15 protein-coding genes are annotated in these 24590 nt (G+C 73.7%); 4 read left to right on the forward strand and 11 right to left on the reverse strand.

Features of this window, described 5'->3' with window-relative positions; all coding sequences use genetic code 11:
- Positions 1 to 367: 367 nt before the first annotated feature.
- A complete protein-coding gene (locus AC3EVP_RS19265; RefSeq protein WP_335980938.1) occupies positions 368 to 928 on the reverse strand; it encodes a MarR family winged helix-turn-helix transcriptional regulator in 561 nt (186 codons plus the stop codon).
- 164 nt (positions 929 to 1092) lie between these two features.
- On the opposite strand from AC3EVP_RS19265, the gene AC3EVP_RS19270 reads away from it, so the two are divergent.
- Positions 1093 to 2391 (forward strand): MFS transporter, encoded by a 1299-nt coding sequence (locus AC3EVP_RS19270; RefSeq protein WP_435131356.1) that lies wholly within the window; start codon positions 1093 to 1095, stop codon positions 2389 to 2391.
- A 1-nt stretch (position 2392) separates the two neighbouring features.
- Here AC3EVP_RS19270 and AC3EVP_RS19275 read toward each other — a convergent pair whose 3' ends face one another.
- Together AC3EVP_RS19275 and AC3EVP_RS19280 are read right to left on the reverse strand one after the other, a co-directional pair.
- Complete coding sequence (locus AC3EVP_RS19275; protein ID WP_435131358.1) at positions 2393 to 4162, reverse strand: ATP-binding SpoIIE family protein phosphatase; 1770 nt, start codon at positions 4160 to 4162, stop codon at positions 2393 to 2395.
- A gap of 113 nt (positions 4163 to 4275) precedes the next feature.
- A complete protein-coding gene (locus tag AC3EVP_RS19280) occupies positions 4276 to 5733 on the reverse strand; it encodes an NAD(P)/FAD-dependent oxidoreductase (protein WP_435131359.1) in 1458 nt (485 codons plus the stop codon).
- A 320-nt stretch (positions 5734 to 6053) separates the two neighbouring features.
- Here AC3EVP_RS19280 and AC3EVP_RS19285 point away from each other — a divergent pair, with 320 nt between their 5' ends.
- Positions 6054 to 6938: a TetR/AcrR family transcriptional regulator gene (locus AC3EVP_RS19285; RefSeq protein ID WP_335980942.1), complete on the forward strand. Its 885-nt coding sequence runs from the start codon at positions 6054 to 6056 to the stop codon at positions 6936 to 6938.
- A 91-nt stretch (positions 6939 to 7029) separates the two neighbouring features.
- A complete protein-coding gene (locus AC3EVP_RS19290; protein ID WP_435131360.1) occupies positions 7030 to 9273 on the forward strand; it encodes a sigma-70 family RNA polymerase sigma factor in 2244 nt (747 codons plus the stop codon).
- Positions 9274 to 9310: 37 nt separating this feature from the next.
- On the opposite strand, the gene AC3EVP_RS19295 is transcribed toward AC3EVP_RS19290, so the two are convergent.
- The 4 genes from AC3EVP_RS19295 to topA form a co-directional block, all read right to left on the reverse strand.
- A complete protein-coding gene (locus AC3EVP_RS19295; RefSeq protein ID WP_435131361.1) occupies positions 9311 to 10024 on the reverse strand; it encodes a DsbA family oxidoreductase in 714 nt (237 codons plus the stop codon).
- 43 nt (positions 10025 to 10067) lie between these two features.
- On the reverse strand, positions 10068 to 13478 hold the full coding sequence (locus AC3EVP_RS19300; RefSeq protein WP_435131363.1) for an AfsR/SARP family transcriptional regulator: 3411 nt from the start codon (positions 13476 to 13478) through the stop codon (positions 10068 to 10070).
- Between the two features lie 132 nt (positions 13479 to 13610).
- A complete protein-coding gene (gene tmk, locus AC3EVP_RS19305) occupies positions 13611 to 16961 on the reverse strand; it encodes a dTMP kinase (RefSeq protein ID WP_435131364.1) in 3351 nt (1116 codons plus the stop codon).
- Positions 16962 to 17119: 158 nt separating this feature from the next.
- The gene (gene topA, locus AC3EVP_RS19310) at positions 17120 to 19996 is read right to left on the reverse strand and encodes a type I DNA topoisomerase (protein ID WP_435131366.1); all 2877 of its coding nucleotides are present in this window, start codon (positions 19994 to 19996) and stop codon (positions 17120 to 17122) included.
- Positions 19997 to 20473: 477 nt separating this feature from the next.
- On the opposite strand from topA, the gene AC3EVP_RS19315 reads away from it, so the two are divergent.
- A complete protein-coding gene (locus AC3EVP_RS19315; RefSeq protein WP_435131367.1) occupies positions 20474 to 20890 on the forward strand; it encodes a DUF2752 domain-containing protein in 417 nt (138 codons plus the stop codon).
- A 115-nt stretch (positions 20891 to 21005) separates the two neighbouring features.
- Here the strand turns inward: AC3EVP_RS19315 and AC3EVP_RS19320 are convergent, their stop codons facing one another.
- From AC3EVP_RS19320 to bldG, 4 genes are all read right to left on the reverse strand, one after another.
- The gene (locus tag AC3EVP_RS19320; protein WP_435131369.1) at positions 21006 to 22598 is read right to left on the reverse strand and encodes a DUF7059 domain-containing protein; all 1593 of its coding nucleotides are present in this window, start codon (positions 22596 to 22598) and stop codon (positions 21006 to 21008) included.
- Between the two features lie 49 nt (positions 22599 to 22647).
- Complete coding sequence (locus tag AC3EVP_RS19325) at positions 22648 to 23307, reverse strand: small secreted protein (protein ID WP_488179812.1); 660 nt, start codon at positions 23305 to 23307, stop codon at positions 22648 to 22650.
- A gap of 283 nt (positions 23308 to 23590) precedes the next feature.
- Positions 23591 to 24010: an ATP-binding protein gene (locus AC3EVP_RS19330; protein ID WP_335980953.1), complete on the reverse strand. Its 420-nt coding sequence runs from the start codon at positions 24008 to 24010 to the stop codon at positions 23591 to 23593.
- An 81-nt stretch (positions 24011 to 24091) separates the two neighbouring features.
- Complete coding sequence (gene bldG, locus AC3EVP_RS19335) at positions 24092 to 24433, reverse strand: anti-sigma factor antagonist BldG (protein ID WP_031520166.1); 342 nt, start codon at positions 24431 to 24433, stop codon at positions 24092 to 24094.
- Positions 24434 to 24590 lie beyond the last annotated feature (157 nt).

Here is a 24590-nt window from a genome sequence, read left to right on the forward strand (position 1 = left end):
GACTCTATCAGACGCTTTCCAGTGCCTGACCCCCAGTCAGCGGGGCTTGTCTTTCCGGCCCTTCGGCCGTTCCGACGAGTGAGACTTTAGCGGACTCGGCCGGTCGGACCAAATCGGCCCGGTCCTTCGAAACTCCGCTCGCATTCCGCAAAAACGCACACCAAAACGAGGACACGCCGAAGCGCGTATCGAGTCGAGAGGTCACTGCGGGATGGCTGGCCCGGGACCGACCAAGATCGGTGCTCACGTCGGACAGCTCGCGGTACGTTACGCATCCTTCCCGGTGATGTCAACCTCCGGGTCGACCGGCCGGTCAGAGGCGAGGAACCGCGCGGGTTCTGCGGCGAATTCCGCGGCGAGGAGGACCTCAGTCCAGGTCTTCGAGACGGCCGCCGGCGTCGGGCTGGTCGGACTCCACCCGGCGCAGCAGGCGGGTCAGGATCTCGCCGAGCGCCACGCGTTCGATCGGGGTGAGGTCCTGGAGCAGCTCGTCCTCGAAGACCGCGGCCAGGCGCATCGTCTGGAGCCACTTCTCGCGGCCCTCGTCGGTCAGCTCGACGATGACGCGCACGCGGTTGGACTCGTCGCGGGCCCGGGTGACCAGACCCTCGGTGACCATGCGGTCGATCCGGTGGGTCATGGCGGCCGGCGTCAGCCCGAGGCGCTTCGCGAGGTCGCCGGGACCCAGCTGGTAGGGCCGGCCGACGACGACGAGGGCCTTGAGGACCTCCCACTCGGAGTTGCTGATGCCGAGGTCGACGAGTTGGCGCCCGTAGGCGACGTTCATCCGGCGGTTGAGCCGCCCGAGGGCGGTGACGACCTTCTCGACCTGCGGGTCGACCTCCGGGAACTCGCGCTGGTAGGCGGCGATCTGTTCGTCGAGGTCCAGCTCCTGCGGGGTTCCCGCGGAGCCCGGGGCTGCGGTCATGCCCCTGAGTATGCCACGGAAAGAGATTGCGCTAAAGCCCTTCGCTGTGTAGTCTTTAGCTTCGAAGTTTAGAGATGAAGTCTTCACTCCGAAGCTGTTGCGGTTCGGAGGATGTGGCTGGTGCCGTGCCTGGAGAGGGCGCGGCCGTATCGAGTGAGGTGAGTGTGACCACCGCGATGGGCGCCGCGCTGCGCCGTATCCAGCTGGGGAACGCGTTGAGCGCGTTCGGCAACGGCTTCACCGTGCCCTTCACGTTTGTCTACGTGTCGCAGGTGCGGGGGCTGGGTGCCGGTATCGCGGGCGCGGTGCTGGCGACGTTCGCCGTCGCCGCGCTCTTCGTGCTGCCCTTCACCGGTCGGGCCATCGACCGGCGCGGTCCGGTGCCGGTGGCCGTGGTGGGCACCGTGCTGGCCGCGTGCGGCTCGCTCGGGCTCGGGCTGTCCGGCAGCGAGGCGGGCGTCATCGCGGCGGCGGGCGCGCTGGGCGCGGGGATAGCCGTGGTCCAGCCGGCGCTGGCGACGATGATCGTGTGGTGCTCGACCACCGCGACGCGGTCGCGGGCGTTCGCCATGCAGTTCTTCCTGAACAACCTGGGGCTGGGCGTCGGGGGTCTGATCGGCGGCCTGATCGTGGACACCGCGCATCCGTCCTCGTTCATCCGGCTGTTCGCGATCGAGGCGGCGATGTTCCTGGTGCTCGGTGCGGTGATCGCCACCGCGCGGGTGCCCGGGGCGCCGCGTATCGCGGCCGTGGGCCGAACCGAGCCCGGCGCCGGGGCCGCTTGGCGGGCGCTGCTGCGCGACCGGGCGATGGTGATGGTCTGCGTGCTCGGCTTCGTGATGTTCTTCGCCTGCTACGGACAGTTCGAGTCGGGGCTGTCGGCGTTCGCGGTGGAGGTGACGCACATCTCGCCGGCCACGCTCGGGGCTGCACTTGCAGCCAACACCGCGATGATCGTGCTGGCGCAGTTCGTGGTGCTGCGGCTGGTGGAGCGCCGGCGGCGCAGCCGGGTGATCGCGGCCGTCGGCCTGGTGTGGGCGGTGGCGTGGCTCGCGGCCGGCGTGTCGGGACTGATCAACGGCAGTCACACGCTGGCGGTCGCGGCGATCATCTCGACGTACGCGCTGTTCGGGTTGGGCGAGGCGATGCTGGCGCCCACCGTGAATCCGCTGGTGGCCGATCTGGCGCCGGAGCGGATGGTCGGGCAGTACAACTCGGCGTTCGCGCTGGTGAAGCAGTTGGCGCTTGCGCTGGGCCCGGCGGCTGCCGGGGTGATCGCGGCGGCCGGGGCGTATGACGCCTACATCGTGCTGCTGGTGGTGTGCTCGCTGGCGATATCGGTGACGGCGCTGCGGATGGCGCGGCACCTCTCACCGGTGCAGGACAGCCCGGCGCCGGTGGCGCGGGTGGTGGCGCAGTCGGCCCGTCCGGAGCCGGCCGCGGCCGAGCGCATACCGGGCTGAGTCAGGTCGGCAGGGTGAACTCGCACCAGACGGCTTTGCCGCCGCCCGGGGTGCGGCGGGAGCCCCAGCCGGTGGCGATGGTCGCGATGATCGAGATGCCGCGGCCGGCCTCGTCGGCGAGGTCGGCCCGCTGGCGGCGCGGCAGGTGCTCGTCGCCGTCGGTGACCTCGATGATCAGCCGCCGGTCGGTGCGCCGCAGCCGCAGCCGCATCGGCGGGATGCCGTGCTTGAGCGAGTTGGCGACGAGTTCACCGGCCGCGAGCACGCCGAGGTCCCGCAGTTCGGTGGGGAAGCGCCAGGAGGCGAGCACCCCGGAGGCGAAGGCGCGGGCGCGGGGTGCGGCCTCGATGCCGCCGAGCAGGTCGAGCGAGGCGTTGCGGAAGAGTTCCGCGTCGGCGCCGGTGTGCTCGGGGTACTGGAGCACCAGGACGGCCACGTCGTCGTCGTGTTCCGAGGTGACGCCGAGGGAGCGCAGCAGTCGGTCGCAGATCACCTGGGGTGCGCCGGTGGCGCCGGCCAGGGCGCGGGTGAGGGCGGCGACGCCTTCGTCGATGTCCTGGTCGCGGCGTTCGATGAGGCCGTCGGTGTAGAGCACCGCGGTGCAGCCGGGGCCGAGCGGCACCGTGCCGGAGCTGTGAATCCAGCCGCCGGTGCCCAGGGGCGGTCCGGTGGGTTCCTCGACGGTGTGTACGGCGCCGTCGGGGTCGCGGATGAGGATGGGGAGGTGGCCGGCGCTGGCGTAGTGCAGGCGGCCCTCGCTGGGGTCGTGGACGGCGTAGACGCAGGTGGCGATCTGGGTGGCGTCAATCTCGGCGGCGAGTTCGTCGAGGAGTTGGATCACCTCGTGCGGGGGCAGGTCGAGCCGGGCGTAGGCGCGTACGGCGGTGCGGAGCTGGCCCATCACGGCGGCGGCGCGCACCCCGCGGCCCATGACGTCGCCGATGACCAGGGCGGTGCGGCCGGCGCCGAGGGTGATGACGTCGTACCAGTCGCCGCCGACGGCCGCGTCGGTGCCGCCGGGCTGGTAGGTGGCGGCGACGCGGAGGTCGTCGGGCTGTTCGAGTTCCTGGGGCAGCAGGCTGCGCTGGAGGGTGACGGCGGTGTCGCGGAGGCGGCGTTCGCTCTCGCGGAGGCGTTCGGCGGACCGTACCTGGTCGGTGACGTCGGCGCCGAAGACGAGGACGCCGCGCTGCTCGGGGTCGAGGTGCCCGAGCTGGACGGGGGTGCAGGTGAAGGTGAAGTAGCCGTCGCGGGTGGCGGTGCCGGGGCCCGGGCGGGTGCCTTGGGCGACCTTGCGGGCTTTGACGGTTCGGGGGCGGCCGCTGCGGTGGACCTGGTCCATCAGCGGGAGCAGGCCGAGCTCGCCGAGTTCGGGCAGGGCTTCGCGGGCGGGTGTGCCGGTGGTGCGGGCGCCGAAGAGGTCGGTGTAGGCGTCGTTGACGAAGCGGACCTCGTGGCCGGGGCCGCGGGTGACGGCGATGAGTGCGGGGAGGCGGCTGAGCACCCCGCGGACGGACTGTTCACTCGCGGGGGTGGTGTCGTCCGCCGCCGGGGTGTCCTGGGCTCCGGCGCCGTCGTCGGGGGCCGCGCCGCCGGGGTTGCCGGCGGCGTTGCCGCGCTCGGCGGGGGCGGTGGCGGCACCGGTGGGGTCGGCGCCGCCGGCCGGGCCGGTGGTGCCGGATACGGGGTCGCCGGCCTTGCCGCGTGCTGCTGGTACGGCACTGCGTCGCTGTGTTCCGGGGAGCCGGGCGCTCCAGCGCGTAAGGTTCAAACGTCCGATTCCTCGTATTTGTCACTCTTTGCCAGTGCTGTTGCACGCGTGGTCACGCGTCCAGTGTGGCCGAAGCTCGGCGGGGTCGGGAATCGCTGAGTGGCCGGGCGGGGTCAGGGCGCGTCGGGTTTGCGCTCGGAACCGGCCGCGAGTTCGAACTCTGCGCGCGGGTGTTCCAGCGAGCCGAGCGAGACGATCTCCCGCTTGAACAGGCCGGACAGCACCCACTCGGCGAGGATGCGGGCCTTGCGGTTGAAGGTGGGCATCCGGCTGAGGTGGTAGATCCGGTGGATCAGCCAGGCCGGGTAGCCCTTGATGGCGCGGCCGCGGACCAGGGCGACGCCCTCGTGCAGGCCCAGTGAGGCCACCGCGCCGGCGGAGACGTGCCGGTAGTCGGTGAGCGTGCCCCCGTGCAGGACGGCGATGAGGTTGTCGGCCAGGACACGGGCCTGGCGTACGGCGTGCTGGGCGTTGGGGGCGCACTCCGGCAGCTCGTCGCGGCCGTGTGCTTCCCGCTCCCCCAGCCCTCCGGCCCGCTCTTCGGCCTGTTTTCCTGCCTCTCCCTGTCCTCTGGTGCCCGGGGCCGGTGCGGCGCCCCGGTCGGGGACTGCGCCCAGGTCGGGGACGGCGGCCGCGTCGCCCGCCGACCACACCCGTTCGCTGCCCTCCACCCGCAGCGTGGCATCGACGCGCAGCCGGCCGCGTGCGCTCAGCGGCAGCCCGGTGGCGGCGAGCAGCGGTGCCGGTTTGACCCCGGTGGTCCACACCAGGGTGCGGGTCGGCAGCCGGTCGCCGTCGGAGAGCACCGCGATCCGGTGTTCGCAGGAGTCGAGGCGGGTCTCCAGCCGGATGTCGATGTTGCGGCCGCGCAGCTCACGCAGCGCGTACCGGCCCAGAGCCGGGCCGACCTCGGGCAGGATGTGGTCGGACGCCTCGACCAGCACCCACCGCAGGTCGTCGGTGCCGATGTTGTGGTAGTACCGCACGGCGTAGCGCGCCATGTTCTCCAGCTCGCCGAGGGCTTCCACGCCCGCGTAGCCGCCGCCGACGAAGACGAACGTCAGCGCGGCCTCGCGCACCTCGGCGTCGCGGGTGGAGGAGGCGATGTCGAGTTGCTCCAGGACGTGGTTGCGCAGGCCGATGGCCTCCTCGACGGTCCTGAACCCGATGCCGTTCTCGGCCAGGCCCGGCACCGGGAGGGTGCGGGAGACCGATCCGGGGGCGAGCACGAGGTAGTCGTAGGGGATCTCCAGCGCGTTGCCGCCCTCCTCCGTGGTGACCAGCGTGTCGACGGTGACGGTGCGCTTGTCGGCGTCGATGGCGCGGGCCTCGCCGACGATGATCCGGCACTGGTCGAGCACCCGGCGCAGCGGCACCACCACGTGCCGCGGGGAAATCGAGCCGGCCGCCGCCTCGGGCAGGAAGGGCTGGTAGGTCATGTACGGCTGCGGTTCGACGACCACGATGTCGGCCTCATGGCGCTTCAGCCGGCGCTGGAGCCGCAGGGCGGTGTACATCCCCACGTAGCCGCCGCCGATGACGAGAATGCGCGGTGTGCTGGTCCTGGCCATGACTGCTGACTCCGTCGTCATTGCTCCATGACGCAATGGACCGCGGCCGTTTGTCCACAGTACGGACACGACCTTTCCGGAGCGCGGGCAAGGCGCCAGGTCAGCACCGTTGGGACGAGGAGGAGTTGGCGACCGCGGAGGGTGACGGCCGCGGGGGCGGCGCGTGCCGCCATGTGGCGGACCGGAAGCAGACCCTCTTCATTCTGGCCGCGGCCTCAACTATGTTCGTGTCTCGTAGTACCGCGCCACGGGCGCGGCGATCTTCACTATGGGTGAGGAGTCTCCGGGGGGAGACAGTGATTCACCGGGGGATGGGACAAATGCACATTCAGGATTCTCGCCGTACTTCGGCTGCCGATTCGGACCGTCCCGCAGGCGTCGAGCGCCCGGCGCCACTGCGGGTCGACGCCCAGCGGAATCTCGAACACGTACTGCGCGCCGCACGCGAGGTCTTCGGCGAACTCGGCTACGGCGCACCGATGGAGGACGTGGCCCGGCGGGCCCGGGTCGGTGTCGGCACCGTCTACCGGCGGTTCCCCAGCAAGGACGTCCTGGTCAGGCGGATCGCCAAGGAGGAGACGGCGCGGCTGACCGAGCAGGCGCGGACCGCGCTCGGCCAGGAGGACGAGGCGTGGTCCGCGCTCGCCCGCTTCCTGCGCACGTCCGCCGCCTCGGGCGCCGGGCGGTTGCTGCCGCCGCAGGTCCTGCGGGTGGACGGCGGGCCCGGGGGGAAGGAGCCGCGGCCCGGCGGCGACGAGCCGGTCCGAGTGCCGTCGCAGCGCACTCCGGTGCCGGTGAGCCCGGCGGGCGGCGCGCCCGACCAGGCTGCTGCGGCCGGCACCGATCACACGGGAGCGCTCCCGCCCGAGCACACCGGCCCGAACGGCGCCGGGCCGGGCCGCTCCGCCGCCGAGTCGCGGGTGGACGACGACGGGGTGGGCACCCTGCTCGACGTCGTCGGCCAGCTGGTCGAACGCGCCCGTCAGGCAGGTGAGTTGCGCACTGACGTGTCGGTGGCCGACGTCCTGCTGGTCATCGCCACCTCGCCGCCCGCGCTGCCCGATGCCCAGCAGCAGGAGGCCGCTTCCGCCCGGTTGCTGGACATCCTGCTGGAAGGGCTGCGTCCGCGTCCGGGGGCCCGCCGCGGGGAGGCCGGGCGCACCGCCGAAGTCGACCACCACGCGGGCGCGGACCCGATCGAGTGACAGTGGAGGATGTGTGAACGGTGTGGCCACGGATGAGTGGTTCCTCCTGAACCCCTGACGCCGCTGTGGGGTCGTGTGTCACGCTTTCCCCGTGGATGAGCTGAACGGCGAGGCCGGCTCCGCGGCCGCGGGCCAGGAGACCGGCGACGCGGCGATGCCGCGCAGAGTGCCGGGGCAGCGCGACCCGTTCGCGCTGTCCGAGCCCGCCGCACCGGAGCCGACCCCGGCTCCCGCACCGACCCCGGGCCCTGCCGCCCCGCCCGCAACGGGCCCCGCGGCAGGGCCGGTCGGGCTGCCCACCGGTGCCCCGGCCGCCGACGCGCCCGGTGCGGGCCTGCCCGTTCCGGGCCCGGCCGGCATCGACGCGCCCGCCCCGGCACCGGAGTTGCCGGCCGACGCCGACCTGCGCCCGGCCGGGCACCCCGGCATGGAACCGGAAGGGGCGGCTGAGGCCGGTAAGGCCCCTGACGGGCCTCCCCCGGCCGAGGTCGCAGCCGTCGCAGCCGTCTCGGACGCCGACCTCGACGACACCCAGCCGACCGAGGCCGCCGCGGCGACCGGGACCGTTCCGGCGCAGTCCGCGCCCTCCGGCGCGCCGCCCGCCCGATCCGGCTACTCGGACGCCGAGTTGGTCGACCAGGTCAGGGCCGGTCAGGACAGCGCGTACGAGGAGCTGTACCGCCGCCACGCCGAGTCCGTACGACGCTACGCGCGTACCTGCTGCCGCGACGCCCACACCGCGGAGGACCTGACCGGCGAGGTCTTCGCCCGCACGCTCCAGGCCATCCGGGGGGGCAGCGGCCCCGAATCCGCCGTCCGCGCCTACCTGTTGACCACGGTGCGGCGGGTCGCCGCGTCGTGGGGCAACACCGCGCGCCGCGAGCAGCTCGTCGAGGACTTCGCGGTGTTCGCGGTCTCCGCGGCCGGCTCCACGGCCACCGAGCGCAGCGCGGACCTCGGCGCCGACGTCCGCGCCATGCACGAGGCCGAACGCAGCCTGGCCATCCGGGCGTTCCGCACCCTGCCCGAGCGGTGGCAGACGGTGCTGTGGCACACCGCGGTCGAGGACGAGTCGCCCAGCGAGATCGCCCCGCTGCTCGGCCTGACGCCCAACGCGGCGGCGGTGCTGGCGCATCGGGCCCGGGAGGGCCTGCGCCAGGCCTACCTCCAGGCCCACGTCAGCAGCACGCTGACCGCGGAGGGCGCGTGCGCCCGGTACGCCGACCGGCTCGGCGCGCACGCCCGCGGCGGCCTGCGGGTGCGCGCGGACCGGGAGTTGAACCGGCACCTGAAGGAGTGCGCGCGCTGCACCGCTGCCTCGGCGGAGCTCGCCGACCTCAACTCCGCCCTCAAGGGGCTGCTGCCGGTCGCGTACATCGGCTGGTTCGCCGCCGTCTACGCCACCAAGGCCGCCGGGATCGTGGTCGCGGGCGGGGCGGCCGCCACCGCCGCGGCGGGTGGCGCGGCAGCCGCGGCCACCGGTTCCGGCGGCAGCGGCGCCGCCGCCGGTGGCGCCGCGGCGGGCGAGGGTCTGGGGGCACCGGCCAAGGCCGGGATCGCCGCCGCCGTGGTGGTCGCGGCCGCCGGGGTCGCGTTCGCCTTCGCGCTGACCGGGGGCCACGAGAAGGCCCCGCCGAAGCCGCAGGCCAAGCCGCCGGCCACCGTGGCGGTCAGCTCCGCTCCCCCGGCGAGCCCGGCGCCGAAGCCGACCCCGAAGCCCGCGGCCCCCGCGCCGCCGGCGCCCGCGCCGACCACGGCGCCGCCGAAGCCCGAGCCGACACCCCGGCCCACGCCGAAGCCGACCACGGCCAAGCCCACCCCGAAGCCGACTCCCACCCCGACCCCGACCCCGACACCCACGCCGACCCCCACACCGCCGCCGGCCCCGGTCGCCTACCAGGTCAACTCGCTGCCGGTGATGGGTGTCAACGCCGCCGCCGACGAGCCGGCGATCGTCCCGCAGGGCCTGAACAGCTGGTGGTGGGACCGCTCCGACCCCGGCATCGGCGGCACCACCTACGACCACGGCATCAGCGTCCACGCGCCCTCCACGGTGAACATCGCGCTCAACCGCTCCTGCGTGTCCTACGACGCCCGCGCCGGGATCGACGACCTGGTCACGCCGCTGCTGCGCACGTCGGTCACCTTCGCGGTGTACGCCGACGGGAGCCGGCTGTGGCAGTCCGGCCCGGTCCACCCGGGCGACGCGGCCGTGCCGGTGCACGTCGACCTCACCGGCCGCAAGACGCTCCAGCTGGAGGTCACACCCGACTCCAGCGCCCTGGCCTTCGCCAACCTGGCGGACTGGGCCGACTCGGTGATCACCTGTAAGTGAACGCCCGTAAGCACAACTGGGCCGCCCGGCGCGCGGGTCACTCCACCACGCAGGCCCCGTCGGCGCACCCGTCCGCACCGGAAGCGTCGAGGGCGGCGGAGTCGTCGGCCGCCGTCTCCTTGGCCACCTGCTCCAGCACGCGCAGGAACGTCGAGGTCTCCTGGCCGCCCTGCACCGCCCACTGCCCCTCGAAGACGAAGGTCGGCACCGCGGTGATCCCGATCTCGCGGGCGTGCGCGATCTCCGCGACGACCTCGTCCGTCAGCGCGTCGCCCGCCAGGAAGGCGGCCACCGCGGCGCGGTCGAGCCCGGCGGCGGCCGCGGCGTCCGCGAGCTGCTCCGGGTCGCCGATGTCCATGCCCGCGGTGAAGTGCCCGGCCATCAGCTCCCCCTTGAGCCGGCGCTGCGCGGGTGCGCCGTACTCGTCGAGCGCGAAGCGCAGCAGCCGGTGGGCGAGCAGCGAGTTGTTCTCCAGCACCGAGTCGAAGGCGAACGTCAGGCCCTCGGCGGCACCGAGCTGCGCGAGCCGCTCGTCCATGGCGGCGGACTGAGGCCCGTACTTCGCGTCCAGCACCTCGCGGTGCGGGAGCGGCTCGTGCGGCGCGTGCGGGTCGAGCTGGAAGGGCCGGTAGACCACCTCGACCGCGCCGCCCTGCGGGAACGCCGAAAGCGCCCGTTCGAAGCGGGCCTTGCCCAGGTAGCACCACGGGCACGCGATATCCGAATAGATCTCGACCTTCACGGCAGTCACTCCCGGGAGCTTTCAGCGGACCATCAGACTATCGATTGAAACATCAATCACTCGTCCGGGCGAGCCCGGCCAGCTCCTCCCCCGCCTCCTGCCGGCTCCACCCCGCCCCGCGCGCCCGCTCCCGGGCCGCCTCCTGCGGCGGGAGCACCGCCGCGGCGGCCGCACGTACCGCGTCGTCGTCGGCCCGCTCGGGCAGCGTCCGCGGCAGGTCGCCGCGGATCGTGTCCGCGGCGCCGGACATCCGCAGCGCCGCCCGCACCTCGCCCAACGCGGCGAGAACCGCCGCCGCCGTGTCGAACTGGGCGCCGGTCACCGCCTCGGTGCAGCCCTCCTCCGCCGCCATCCGCACCGCCGCCGCGGCCTCGCGCAGCGCCCCGGGCAGGTCGCCCTCGGCGGCGGAGAGCTGCGCGGACAGCCCGCGCAGCAGGACGTGGAACATCGGCGGCGGGGTGCCGTCCGCGATCCGGTCCACCGCCGCCCCGTACAGCTCCCGGGCCCGCGGCACGTCGCCCTGCCGCAGCAGGACCGCCGAGCGCAGGTAGCGGATGTAGGTGCGGGCGTCCATCACCACATACCGCTCGGCCTCCTCGGCGGCCTCGTCAAGGAGCCGGTGGGCCTCGTCGTTGTCGCCGCACCGGTAGGCCAGTTCGGCCATCCGGCCGAGCAGGAACGCGCCCTCGCTGAAGGCGCCCAGCTCGCGGCCGAGCCGGTAGGCCGCCTCGAAGCCCGCGCGGGCCGCCGCGTGGTCGCCGCGCAGCGCCGCGATCTCGGCGCGGGCACCGTGCACCTGCGCCCTGATCCAGCGGTCCCCCAGCCGCTCGGCCAGCTCGCTCAGCTCCACCCAGTCCCGGTCCACCCGCGTCGTACCGCCCGGCGAGTCGACGGTCAGGTGCAGCCGGAACATCAACGCGGCCGCCAGCTCCCAGTCGCCGCCGTGGGCACGGCAGTTGTCGACGACGTGGTCGGTAAGGTCGGGGGCCATCCGGCCGCGGCCTGCCACGTACAGCGTGAAGGGCCACAGCATCCCGGGGAAGCGGGCGGCGGGTTCCCCCGCGTTCCGGTAGGCCGCCACGAGCCGGTCGACCGTCACCGCCACCTCCGGCGCCGACCACTGCTCCTCGGTGGCCCGGTCGCCCTGTACGAACAGCAGCAGCAACTGGAGGTCCAGGCGCGGCCAGTACATCGGGTCGCCGGTGTCGTCCAGCCGGTCCGCGCCGAGCGCGGCCACCTCGGTGAGCCAGCCGACCGCCTCGTCACCGTAGTTGCGCAGCCACCAGAACCACCCCATGGCCAGCGCGATCGGGACGGCGTCGGCCTCCGAGCGGTGCCCGACCGCGCGGTGCAGCGCGGCCCGGACGTTGTCGAGTTCGGCCTCCATCACCTCGAACCAGTGCAGCTGGTCGCTGCCGCGCAGCAACGGGTCCACGGTCCCGGTCAGTTCGCGTACGTACGCGGTGTGCCGCTCGCCTGCCGCGGCGAGTTCGGCGGGTCGCTCGTGGGCGCGCTCCAGGGCGTACTCGTGGATCGTCTCCAGCAGCCGGTAGCGGGTGCCGGACGGGCCGCCGTGCTCGGCCACCACCAAGGACTTGTCGACGAGTTGGGCCACCGCGTCCAGGGCGTCGGGGCCGCACACGGCCTCGGCGGCGGTCAGCGTGCAGCCGCCGGAGAAGACGCTGAGCGCGCACAGCGTCGTACGCTCCCGTTCGTCGAGCAGGTCCCAGCTCCAGTCCACGACCGCGCGCAGGGTCTGCTGGCGCGGCAGCAGGGTGCGGCTGCCGCCGGTCAGCAGCCGGAACCGGTCGTCGAGCCGGTCGGCGATCTGCCGCGGGGACAGGGCGCGCAGCCGGGCCGCGGCGAGTTCGATCGCCAGCGGGAGGCCGTCCAGCCGGCGGCAGATCTCGTGGACCGCGGCGGCGTCGTCGTCCGTCCCCGTACCGCGCGTGCCGGCTCCGTCCTGCCCCGGGGACGGCTCGACGTGCGGGTCGGCGGACCGGTCCGCGGCCGGGCCGGGGATCTCCCGCGGGCGGGCGGTGCCGGCGCGCTCGGTGAACAGCCGGTAGGCGGTGCGCGGCGGCAGCGGCTCGACCGCGCGGACCACCTCGCCCGGCACACCCAGCGGTTCTCGGCTGGTGGCGAGCACGGTCAGTTCCGGGCAGCGCGCCAGCAGCTCCGCGGCCAGGTACGCGGCCGCCCCGATCAGGTGCTCGCAGTTGTCCAGCACCAGCAGCAGGCGGCGGCCGGTGCAGTACTCCACCAGCCGCTCCATCGGATGTTCGCCGCCGAGCGCGTCGCGGGCGGTGCCGAGGACGACGGTGTCGCGGCGCCCGAGCGCGTTGAGCACGGCGTGCGGGATGGCGTACGGGTCGTCCAGCGACGCGAGTTCGGTCAGCCACACGCCGTCCGGGTACCCGGTCTGCGCGGCCTCGGCAGCCTCCAGCGCCAGGCGGGTCTTCCCCGAGCCGCCCGGGCCGGTGAGCGTCACCAGCCGGGTGGCCGCCAGGTCGGCGCCGATCGCGGCGAGTTCGGTCTCCCGGCCGACGAAGCTGGTCAGCCGCGCCCGCAGGTTGCCCCGCGGCGCGGGTGGGGGTGCGGGCGGCGTGGACGCGGCGTAGCGGCGCCGGGCGTCATCGGTCTTCTCCGACCCGCCCGGCCCGCCCGGCGTGCCCGGGCCGTCCGGCGTGCCCGGGCCATCCGGTCGGCCCTCGTACCGCGGTGTTCGGTGCGGCGTCTGCTGCGGTGCCTGGAGCAGTTCCGCGTGCAGGGCCTGCAGTTCCGGCCCGGGGTCGGCGCCGAGCGTCTCGGCGAGGACCGTCCGGGCCTCCTCGTACGCAGCCAGGGCATCGGCCCCGCGGCCGGTCGCCCGCAGCGCGCGGATGAGCTGGGCGTGGAACGGCTCGTCCAGCGGGTGCGCGACCACCGCCTCCCGCAGCGCCGGAAGCACGGCGGCGGTCTGCCCGCGGGCGAACTCCGCCTCGAACTTCGCCCGTAGCGCGGCCAGGCGCAGCGCGTCCGTACGGGCCGCCGCCGCGTCCCGGTCCGGCAGGTCCGCCAGCGCCGGACCGCGCCACAGCCCGAGCGCCCGGTCCAGGGTGGCCGCCGCCCGGTCGGGGTCCCCGTCCCGCAGCTCCGCCTCGCCGGTACGCAGCAGCGCCTCGAACGCGAACAGGTCGACGTTCTCCCGCGGCGTGTTCAGCCGGTAGCCGCCGGGCTCGGACGCCACCGCGTCCCGGCCGAGGGCCTTGCGCAGCCGGGCGACCAGGGCCTGGAGGGCGCCGGCGGCATCGGCGGGCGGGTCCTGCGTCCAGACCTCGGCGATCAGGGTCTCCGGGGCGACCGGCCGGCCGGCGTGCGCGGCGAGCACGGTGAGGACCGTACGGACCTTCGCCCCGCTCAGGGGCAGGACGGTGCCGTCCTCCGACCTGGCCTCGGTGACTCCGAGGACGAAGTAGCGCACGGCGCCTCCGCTCGTCCGCGCGCGGTCCTCGCGCGGGCTCGTCGTGTACGGCGCCTGCTGTCGTCCACCCGCCCGTACGTTCGCCTGCCCCCGCGCGTCGGGCGGGGGCAGGCGGTGGTCCGGGCGGCGGGGTCAGGCGCGCGGGGGGTCTTCCTGGTCCCGGGGGCCGAGCAGTTCGTCGGCGAGGGACGGCAGGTCGTCGAGGGGGGTCTCCTCGGCCCACTGCGGGCGGGGCCGACGCGACTGGCCCGACTGGGCCGCGGGGATCTCCCGGGTGCGCTCGTCGCCGGTGGGCTGATCCGGGCGGAAGAGCCACGGCGGCACCCGGTCGGTGGGGTCCTCGGAGCGGGCCGTGCCGGGGACCGGCGGCGGCAGCTCGGTGGTCTCGTCGCTGCTGCCGGCGGGCTCGTCCACGATCGGCGCCATCACGGTGGTGGTCTCCGAGGAGGACGACGCCGGCGGCGTGACGGCCGGCAGCACCGTCGTCGCGTCGGCGTCGGTGCCGCCCTCCGCGGGCACGGCGGACATCACCGTGGTCGCCTCGGCGTCCGGCCCACCCGCGGCCGGGCCGGGGTCGGCGGGCAGGGAAGACATGACCGTGGTCGCCTCGGAGTCGGACGTCGAGGCGGACGCCTGGCCGGAGCCGGAGCCCGCACCGGAACCCGAACCCGAGCCGGACCCCGCGTCCGAGCCAGAACTGCGGTCCGAGCCAGATGCGGGGCCTTCGTCGGCACCGGAGCCCGAAGCCTTGCCGTGCGAAGCGTCGCCGCCCTCGCCCGTACCGTCGTCCTGCCCGGCGCCGTCGCCGGAACCCTCCGGAGGCGCGTCCGACACCGCCGGGAGCACCGCGGTCTCCTCCGAGTCGGCCGCGGCAGCAGCTGCGGCAGCCGCTGCCGCGGCGGCGGCGGCCCGCGCCGCCTCCGCACGCATGAGCGCCTCCTCGGCCTTGCGCTGCTTCTCCTCGCGCTTCTCCGCGGCCTCGGCGCGCAGCCGCGCCTGCTCGTCCGCCAGGCGCCGCAGCCGCTCCTGCTCGGCCTCGTACGCCGCTTCCTCGGCGGCGCGCTTGGCGTCCTCCTCGGCCTTGCGGCGGGCGGCCTCCTCCGCGGCGAGCCGGGCCGCCTCCGCCTCCTGCGCGGCCTTGCGCTCGGCGATCTCGCGGCGCGCGGCCTCCTCGGCGGCGAGCCTGCGCTCCTCCTCCTCGCGCCGCAGCCGCTCCAGCTGCTCCTGGCGCTCGCGCTCCAGCCGCTCCTCCTCGGCCTTGCGGGCGGCCTCCTCGGCGGCGAGCCGGGCCGCCTCCTCGGCCGCCTTGCGCTCGGCCTCGGCCCGCGCCTCGATCTCCTGGGCGGAGAGCGGCAGCATGCGGTCGAGCCGGTGCCGTACGACGGTGGTGACCGCCTCGGGGTCCTGCGCGGCGTCGACGACGAGGTACCGCGCGGGGTCGGCGGCGGCGAGCGTCAGGAATCCGGCCCGCACCCGCTGGTGGAACTCGGCGGGTTCGGACTCCAGCCGGTCCGGGGCCTCGGTGAAGCGCTCCCTGGCGGTCTCCGGCGGCACGTCGAGCAGCACCGTCAGATGCGGGACGAGCCCGTCGGTGGCCCAGCGGGAGATCCGGGCGACCTCCGTCGGCGCGAGGTCCCGCCCGGCGCCCTGGTAGGCGACGGAGGAGTCGATGTAGCGGTCGGAGATGACCACGGCGCCGCGCTCCAACGCGGGCTTCACGACGGTGTCGACGTGCTCGGCCCGGTCCGCGGCGTACAGCAGGGCCTCGGCGCGGTGCGAGACCCCGGCGGAGGAGACATCCAGGAGTATCGAGCGCAGCCGCTTGCCGACGGCGGTGGCACCCGGCTCGCGAGTGACCACGACCTCGTGGCCCTTGGCCCTGATCCACTCGGCGAGCGCCTCGACCTGGGTGGACTTGCCGGCGCCGTCACCGCCCTCGACGGCGATGAAGAAGCCGTTGGCGGCAGGGCCGGTGGCCGGCTCCGCGCCGCGCAGCGCCTCGCGCAGGTCGCGGCGCAGCGGCACCCCGCTGCGGTCGTCGGTCTTGCCCAGCACCAGCGCGGCGACCGGCAGCAGCAGCGCGCCGACCAGGATCAGCGTGTAGGCGGCGCCGCTGTGGTCGAAGGTGAAGTGGCCGTTCTGGACGCGGTGCGGGCCGATCGCGGCGGCGACCAGCGGTCCGCCGACCGCGGCCACCCCGAGGGCGGCGTGCACCACGGCGTGCAGGTGCTCGACGGTCCGCGTCCTGCGGCTCTCCTCGGTCTCCTGCTCGATCAGGGTGTGCCCGGCGTTCGCGGTGACACCGGCCGCGACACCGGCCAGCAGCGACAGCGCCAGCACCGTGGTCTGGTCGGGCACGACGCCGGTCAGCAGCAGCGCGATACCGGTGACGCCGGTGCCCACGGCCAGCAGGCGGCGGCGGGAGAGCCCGGGCAGGGTGTGCGGGGCGATCCGGATGCCGACCACGGTGCCCGCGGTCAGGGCCAGCACCAGCAGGCCGAAGCCGGTCGGCCCGAAGCCGAGGGCGAGCGCGTGCAGGACGGCGACCGCGACGGCGACCGCGATCGCGCCGGACACCGCGGAGGTGGCGAGCACCAGCAGCGGCAGCGCGCCGGTACGGCCCTGCTCGGCGCCCGCCGGGCCCTTCGGCAGCCGCAGGCCCTGGAGCGGGGAGCGGGGCTTCCTGGCGCCGCCCGCGGGCAGTTCCAGCAGGTACAGCATCGCCATCGAGGACGAGAAGAGCCCGGCCGCCACGTACGACGACAGCGCGACCTGGTGCAGGTGGAACCAGTCGACGCCCACCGCGATCAGCGTGTTGACGAGGGTGACGGCCACCAGGGACGCGGCGGCGATCGGCAGCGCGACGAAGCTCGTCCGCAGGTCGAGCCGGCGCAGCGTGGCGAGGAGGTCGGGCGCGGGCCGCACCGAGGTGTCGCCCGGCGCGGGCAGCAGCCCCGGGGCGGCGCCGTCCTTCGCGATCGCCCACAGGCGCTCGGCGAGCCCGACAGCGAAGGCCGTGCCCAGCAGCCACAGGTGCGCGGAGTGCGGGGTCCAGGTGACCCACAGCGGCGCGACGATGAACAGCGCGAGCCGTACGCCGTCGGCGCCGATCATCGTCCAGCGCCGGTCCAGCGGGCCGCTCTCCTCGGTGAGGCCGGTCAGCGGCCCGAGCAGCACCGCGCCGAAGAGCAAGGTGGCCACCAGGCGGGCGCCGAACACCGCGGCGACGCTGTACGCCACCCCGCGGTAGCCGCCTCCGAAGGAGTGGGCGGTTGCGGTGGCCTGGACCGTGAGCAGCACCAGCACGAGCAGGCCGAGGCGGTCGGCGACCGCGCCCGTCAGTTGCGCGCTCCACAGCTTGCGCAGCGGCGGAATCTTCAGCAGCGCGCCCACGGCCCGCTCACGGGAGTCCGCCGAGAGGTCTTTCGCGAACGCCTCGGTGACGTCCGCCGCGGGCTGCGCTGGCTGCTCGGATCGCGTCATTCTGACAGCCTATCCGTCTCACCCGAACCAAACGTCTCCGCCCGAACAAACGGACAGTGACCCCTCTCCTGCGCTAGGGGGGCCGGTCTCCTGTGCTGAGGGGCCGGGCGCCGCCCCTGGATCGGGGCGGCCGCCCTCGGCGCCGTGGCCGGCGCCCTTCACTCCGTGGTGGAACTCGTCTTCTTCGCCGCGGTCTTCTTGGTGGCCGCGGCCTTCTTGGCGGGCGCCTTCTTGGCGGCCGTCGACGACGAAGCGGACTTCTTCGCCGCCGCCTTCTTGGCCGGGGCCTTCTTCGCCGTCGTCTTCTTCGCGGCCGTCTTCTTCTTCACCGGGCCCTTCGCCCGCTTCTCCGCGAGGAGTTCGTAGCCGCGCTCGGGCGTGATCGTCTCGACGTCGTCGTCACGGCGCAGCGTCGCGTTGGTCTCGCCGTCGGTGACGTAGGGGCCGAAGCGGCCGTCCTTGACCACGACGGGGCGCTCGCTGACCGGGTCGGTGCCCAGTTCCTTCAGCGGGGGCTTGGCGGCGGCGCGGCCGCGCACCTTCGGCTGGGCGTAGATCGCCAGCGCCTGCTCCAGCGTGATGGTGAAGAGCTGGTCCTCGCTCTCCAGGGAGCGCGAGTCGGTGCCCTTCTTCAGGTAGGGGCCGTAGCGCCCGTTCTGCGCGGTGATCTCCACGCCCTCGGCGTCGGTGCCGACCACCCGGGGCAGGGACATCAGCTTGAGGGCGTCGGCGAGGGTGACGGTGTCGAGCGACATGGACTTGAAGAGAGAGGCGGTGCGCGGCTTCACCGCGTTCTTGCCGGTCTTCGGGGTGTCCTCGGGCAGCACCTCGGTGACGTACGGCCCGTAGCGGCCGTCCTTGGCGACGATCGGGCGGCCGGTCTCCGGGTCGGTGCCGAGCGCGAACTCGCCGCTGGGCTTGGCGAACAGCTCCTGCGCCAACTCGACGGTCATCTCGTCCGGCGGCAGGTCCTCGGGGACGTCGGCGCGCTGGTGGTCCTCCTCGCCGCGCTCGCCCTTCTCGACGTACGGCCCGTAGCGGCCGACCCGCAGCATGATGCCGTCGCCGACCGGGAACGAAGAGATCTCCCGGGCGTCGATCGCGCCGAGGTCCTCCACCAGTTCCTTCAGGCCGCCGAGGTGGTCGCCGCCGGCGGGGTCGGGCTGTGCGGCGCCGGACGCGGGGGCCCCGCCGTCCTGGCCGCCCTTGCCGTCCTGGCCTCCCTGGTTCTCCTGGCCGAAGTAGAAGCGGCGCAGCCACGGCACCGCCTCGGCCTCGCCGCGGGCGATCCGGTCGAGGTCGTCCTCCATGGAGGCGGTGAAGTCGTAGTCGACCAGCCAGCCGAAGTGCTTCTCCAGCAGGTTGACCACGGCGAAGGAGAGGAAGGACGGGACGAGCGCGGTGCCCTTCTTGAAGACATAGCCGCGGTCGAGGATGGTGCCGAGGATCGTGGCGTACGTCGACGGGCGGCCGATCTCCTTCTCCTCCAGCTCCTTGACCAGGCTCGCCTCGGTGTAGCGGGCGGGCGGCTTGGTGGAGTGGCCGTCGGCGGTGATCCGGTCGGCGCTCAGCGCGTCGCCCTCGGCGACCTGCGGCAGCCGGCGCTCGCGGTCGTCGAGTTCCGCGTTCGGGTCGTCGGCGCCCTCGACGTAGGCCTTGAGGAAGCCGTGGAAGGTGATGATCTTGCCGGAGGCGGAGAACTCGGCGTCGCGGCCGTCGGAGGCTGCGCCGCCGACCCGGACGGTGACGGACTGGCCGGTCGCGTCCTTCATCTGAGAGGCGACGGTGCGCATCCAGATCAGTTCGTAGAGCCGGAACTGGTCGCCGGTCAGGCCGGTCTCGGCCGGTGTGCGGAAGCGGTCGCCGGAGGGGCGGATCGCCTCGTGGGCCTCCTGGGCGTTCTTGACCTTGCCCGCGTAGACGCGTGGCTTGTCCGGCAGGTAGTCGGCGCCGTAGAGCTGCGTGACCTGGGCGCGGGCGGCGCTGACGGCGGTCTCCGAGAGCGTGGTGGAGTCCGTACGCATGTAGGTGATGAAGCCGTTCTCGTACAGCTTCTGTGCGACCTGCATGGTGGCCTTCGCGCCGAAGCCGAGCTTGCGCGACGCCTCCTGCTGGAGGGTGGTGGTGCGGAAGGGCGCGTACGGCGAGCGGCGGTAGGGCTTGGACTCGACGCTGCGCACCGAGAACTGCGCGTCGGCGAGCGCGGTGGCCAGCGCCCGGGCGTGCTCCTCGTCGAGGTGCAGCACGGCAGCGTTCTGCTTCAGGGCGCCGGTGGAGGCGTCGAAGTCCCGGCCCTGGGCGACCCGGCGGCCGTCGACGGACACGAGCCGGGCGTTGAGCGTGGCGGGGTCGGACGGGTCGCCGGCCCGGCCGGTGTTGAAGACACCGACCAGGTCCCAGTACTCCGAGGTGCGGAACGCGATCCGCTCGCGCTCGCGCTCGACCACCAGGCGGGTCGCCACCGACTGCACCCGGCCCGCCGACAGCCGCGGCATGACCTTCTTCCACAGCACCGGGGAGACCTCGTAGCCGTACAGCCGGTCGAGGATGCGGCGGGTCTCCTGGGCGTCGACCAGCCGCTGGTTCAGCTCGCGGGGATTGCGCACGGCCGCCTGGATGGCGTCCTTGGTGATCTCGTGGAACACCATCCGGTGCACCGGGACCTTGGGCTTGAGGATTTCCTGCAAATGCCAGGCGATGGCCTCGCCCTCGCGGTCCTCGTCAGTGGCCAGGAATAGTTCGTCGGACTCCTTGAGGAGATCCTTGAGCTTCTTGACCTGTGCCTTCTTGTCCGCGTTCACGACGTAGATGGGCTGGAAATCGCTGTCCACATTGACGCCCAGCCGCGCCCACGGCTGGCCCTTGTACTCCGCCGGCACTTCGGCGGCCCCGTTGGGGAGGTCGCGGATGTGCCCGACGCTGGCCTCGACGACGTATCCCGGGCCGAGATAGCCCTTGATCGTCTTCGCCTTGGCAGGCGACTCGACGATGACGAGTCGGCGGCCGCCCTGTGCGGTCTCGCGGGTCGGGGACAACTTCGCTCTTCTCTCCGGTTCGAAGGGGTGTCGCTGCGGAGTGTGACCGTACCTCCTGGGCCCGTGTCAAACGGGAAAAGTCCGCAACGCCACTCGAACGGTAACCCGATGTACGTTCTATCCACACCGCCGGGGTCCGCCGGTGGCTTCCCCCAGCAGGCTACGTCCACCCGCCTGATCCTGCCCGAAATCGCGGGTTCCGATCCTCGCGGCCGAAAACCGCCGCGGCGACCGGCCCCCGGCGGGTCCGCGGCGGCCGGGCCGGGCGGCGGGCGCGGGACGGCCCCGTGCGGTTCTGTAGCCGGTTTGTATCAAGGGCGGTACGGGACGCGGCGCACCGGGGGCTGCGAAAATGGCCGCGGACGGGCGGGTGGGTAGCCGCGCCCGCCGCGCAACGGTGGGAACGCAGGGGCAGGGGGACGGGGCATGTCCGACCAGGGTCCGTATCCGGACAGGTCGCGGCTAGCAGGTGAGCAGGTGAGCACTCCGACCGGCGCGGGGGTGCGGCCGGTGCGGCGCCGCCCGCACCATGCGGTCCTACCCCTGGCCGCGCTCGCCGCCGCGGCCGCCGGGTCCGCGTACCTCTACCGCACCGACCCTCACCAGAGCGGTCACTTCCTGCCGCGCTGCCCCTTCAACTGGCTCACCGGACTGCTCTGCCCGGCCTGCGGCGGCACCCGCCTCGCGTACGACCTGCTGCACGGCGACCCGGTCCGGGCGTTCCATGACAACGCGCTGCTGCTGGTCCTGTCGCCGGCGCTGGCCTGGATGGCCGGCCGCTGGGTGGTCGAGGGGCTGCGCGGCCGGCGGTGGCAGCCGGTGCTGCGTCCCCGGACCCAGTACGCGCTGCTGGTGGCGGCGGTGTGCTGGACGGTGGTGCGGAACCTGCGCTGACGCCGGGGGCCGGCTGCTTCGTACGCTGCCCCGTCCGGTCCCGTTGCTCCGATTGCTCCAGTTACACCGGTTACGCCGGTTACGCCGGTTACTCCGGTTACTCCGATTACTCCGATTACTCCGTGACCGGGTTGAGGAAGCCCTGCTCGACCAGCAGGCGGATCGACGCGGGGGTGCGGTCGCGCAGCAGCACCGGGTCCTCGTCCAGCAGTTGGGCGATGGCGTCCACGATGCGGCCGGCCGCCAGCGTGCCGTCGCAGACCCCCGCGAACCCGGCGCCCACGGTGTCGACCTTGGTGGCCCGGCGCATGCCCCGCGCGGAGCGCAGCACCACGTGCTCGGGGTCCTCCGCGCCCGGCATCCCGACCTGCTCCTGCACGACGTCGGGCGCGAGGGTGAACCGGGCGGCGAGCAGCGCGGCGTCGTCGTGGCCGCGCAGGAAGTCCTGCCGCCCGAACCAGTCGGCGACGTACGGCCCGAGCGGCTGCTCCACCGGGTGCGGCCACTCCTCGGCGGTGACCGAAGGCTGCGCGGCACCGGACCTGCGCAGCGTGATCCAGCCGAAGCCGATGCCGTTGGCCTTGTGCCGTTCGAAGTCCTCCAGCCAGGCGTCGTAGCGGCGTGCGTACGCGGCCGGGTCGGCGTGGTGGTCACCGCCGTCGCGCAGCCACAGCTCGGCGTACTGCGCGACGTCCTGCACCTCGCGCTGCACGATCCAGGCGTCGCACCCGGCGGGCAGCCAGGAGGTGACGCGCTCACGCCAGTCCTCGCCCTCGGTGTGCTGCCAGTTGGCGAGGAGCTGGCAGTAGCCACCTTCGGTGAGGTGGTCGGCGGACTGGCGGACGAGTTCGCGGCACAGGTCGTCGCCCGCCATGCCGCCGTCGCGGTAGGTGAACCGCCCGGCGGGGGAGATCACGAACGGCGGGTTCGACACGATCAGGTCGTACCGCTCGTCCCGGACCGGCGTGAAGAGCCCGCCCTCGCGCAGGTCGGGTTCGGCCGCGCCGGACAGCGCGAGGGTGAGCCGGGCGAAGTGCAGGGCGCGCGGGTTGACGTCGGTGGCCGTCACCCGCGTGGCGTGCCGGGAGGCGTGCAGCGCCTGCACGCCGGAGCCCGTACCGAGGTCGAGCACGCTGCCCACCGGTTCGCGCACGGTCAGCCCGGCGAGCGTGGTGGACGCGCCGCCTACGCCCAGCACCAGGTCGGCGCGGTCCACACCGGGCGCGCTGCCGATGCCGGCCGCGCCGCCGACCGCGCAGCCGAGGTCGGAGACGATCCACCAGTCCGCGCCCTCGTCCCCGGCGTACGGGCGTACGTCGACGGTGGCGCGGACCTCGGGGCCGTCGCGGAGCAGCCAGCCCGCCGCCTCGTAACGGTCCAGGCCCCCGCCGCCGAGGGCGGTGCGGGCGCCGGCGAGCGGGACCGCCTGCTGGAGCAGGAAGAGCCGGACCAGGGTCTCCAGCGGGCTGCCGCCGCGGGTGGCGCGCAGCGCGGGGACGGTCTCGGCGCGGGACAGGGCCGCGTAGGCGACGGCTCCGAGCAGTTCCAGGCAGCCGTCGGCGGTGAAGTCGGCGGCGAGCAGATCGGCGCGGAGGTCGGGCGCGGCGGCGGGGTCGGGCAGGGGGCGGCCGGGGCCGCCCGGGCTGCCGGGGTGATGGGGATCGCCGGTCGGCCGGGTGGGGTTGCTCGGATCGCTCACGCCGCTCATTGTCCCGGAACTCGGGGCGGGGCGCGCCGCCGTGCCGCAGGAGGCGGGGTCAGGACTTCTTCGGGTCGGCGCTCGTCGTCGTGGTGGGTGTGGCGGTCGTCGTCGCCGAGGCGGCCGGGGTGGTCGGGGTGGTCGCACCGGCCGTCGGGGTGGTCACCTTGCCGCCGGAGACACCGCGGCAGCCGGCCTGCTGGGCGAGGGCCTTGCCCATGTCGCCCTTGCGGAGGGTGTCGAGGGAGGTCTGCCCCTTGGCGGCGGTCTGCTGGAGTGAGGTCGAGACGTCGCCGAGACCGGTCGCGAACTTGGTCTGGTCGCTGGCGTCCAGGCCATCGACCTGCTTCTTCAGCGTGGCGTACTGGGTGGACTGCTGGGTGAAGACCGTGACCGCGTTCTTCTGGAACGTCGCGCCGTCGTCGCCGGGGGCGGCCCCGGCCTTCTGGAAGATCCCGGCGAGGGACGTGTAGGCGTCGGAGATCGACTGGAAGGCGGCGGAGTCGGCGCTCTTCACGTCCTGCGGCTTGCCGCCGCTGTCGACCTGGCCGAACGACGCGTTGGCGGTGTTGATCTTGCCGAGTTGGACCTGTGCCTGGTCGCAGACGCCCTTCGCCCAGTCGTCCTGCTTCTTGGCGGTGTCGTCCCCGCCGCACGCGGACAGCGCGAGCAGTGCGACCGCGCTGCCGGACAGCGCGGCCAGGAGCTTCTTCTTCACCTTCACCGGGTGGGTCCCTTCCGTGGCCTTCGGCCCCGGAACATACACGGCCGGGCGGTACGGCTCCGGCGGCGCCGACCTCTGCTGACCCCTTTCACCTGCTCTTCGATCGGTTCGCGCCACAGCCTGCACCGCAGGTGAGCGGCGGGCGCGCGGGCCTCGTACGGTGCTGCCTGTCCGGCGGCCGCGGGCGCGGTGGTGTGACCATTCCCACGGAACCAGGACCGGGGACAGGGGCCGCTGCGCGCGGCGGACCGGGTCGGGCCGGGCCGGGCCGGGTCGGCTAGACGGTGACGGTCGGCCAGGTCATCCGGATCACGCCGCCGCGGTCGCCGTCGATCACCTCGACGTCGTCGACCAGGCCGCTGATGACGGCGAGGCCCATCTCGCCCTCGTCCTCGGCGGCGTCATCGGTGGGCGGGCCGTCGGTGTGGCCGCCACCGGCCGAAGTGCTGGCGACCTCGTCCACGACCTCGATGGAGAACTTCTTCTCGTCCTCGTTGAGCAGTACGCGCACCGGCTGCTCAACGCCGTTGTTGCGGTGCAGGCCGACGGCACGGCTGCACGCCTCGCCGACCGCCAGCCGGACCTCGTCCAAGGACGCCTCGTCCACCCCCGCTCGGCGCGCCACCTGGGCGGCCACGAGCCGTGCGGTGCGCACATGCTCGGGCTGGGCGCTGAAGAGCAGTTCTACGGTGGGCATGGGGCTTCCCCCTCCGGTCCTGTGGTTGGGCATCACAGGGGACCGGACGGTGGTCCGTCCGGTGCCCCTCTCGGACGAACGTCAGTCGGTCGCCGCGACAGCCTCGTCGACCGAGGTGTGGATGGGGAACACCTTGGTCAGACCGGTGATTCGGAAAATCTTCAGGATGCGCTCCTGGTTGCACACCAGACGCAGCGATCCTTCGTGCGCACGCACCCGCTTCAGCCCGCCGACGAGCACACCCAGGCCGGTCGAGTCGAGGAAGTCGACTCCCTCCATGTCCACGACGAGGTGGTAACTCCCGTCGTTCACGAGCTCCACGAGCTGCTCCCGCAGCTTGGGCGCGGTGTACACATCAATCTCGCCGCCGACCTCGACGATCGTGCGATCGCCGACGGTTCGGGTCGACAGGGACAGGTCCACTGATCCTCCAGCACCTTGCATCGACGCGGCGCCCCCCTGGGGCCTCCACCGAAACGTTAACGGTAGTGGTGACTCCTCCACCGAGCGGTGGGGGAAGGAGTTGGGCCGCGATGGCATTCAATCACTTCGCGGTGGGCCCGCACGACGCCTTACTGCG

The organism is Actinacidiphila sp. bgisy144, from assembly GCF_057708105.1.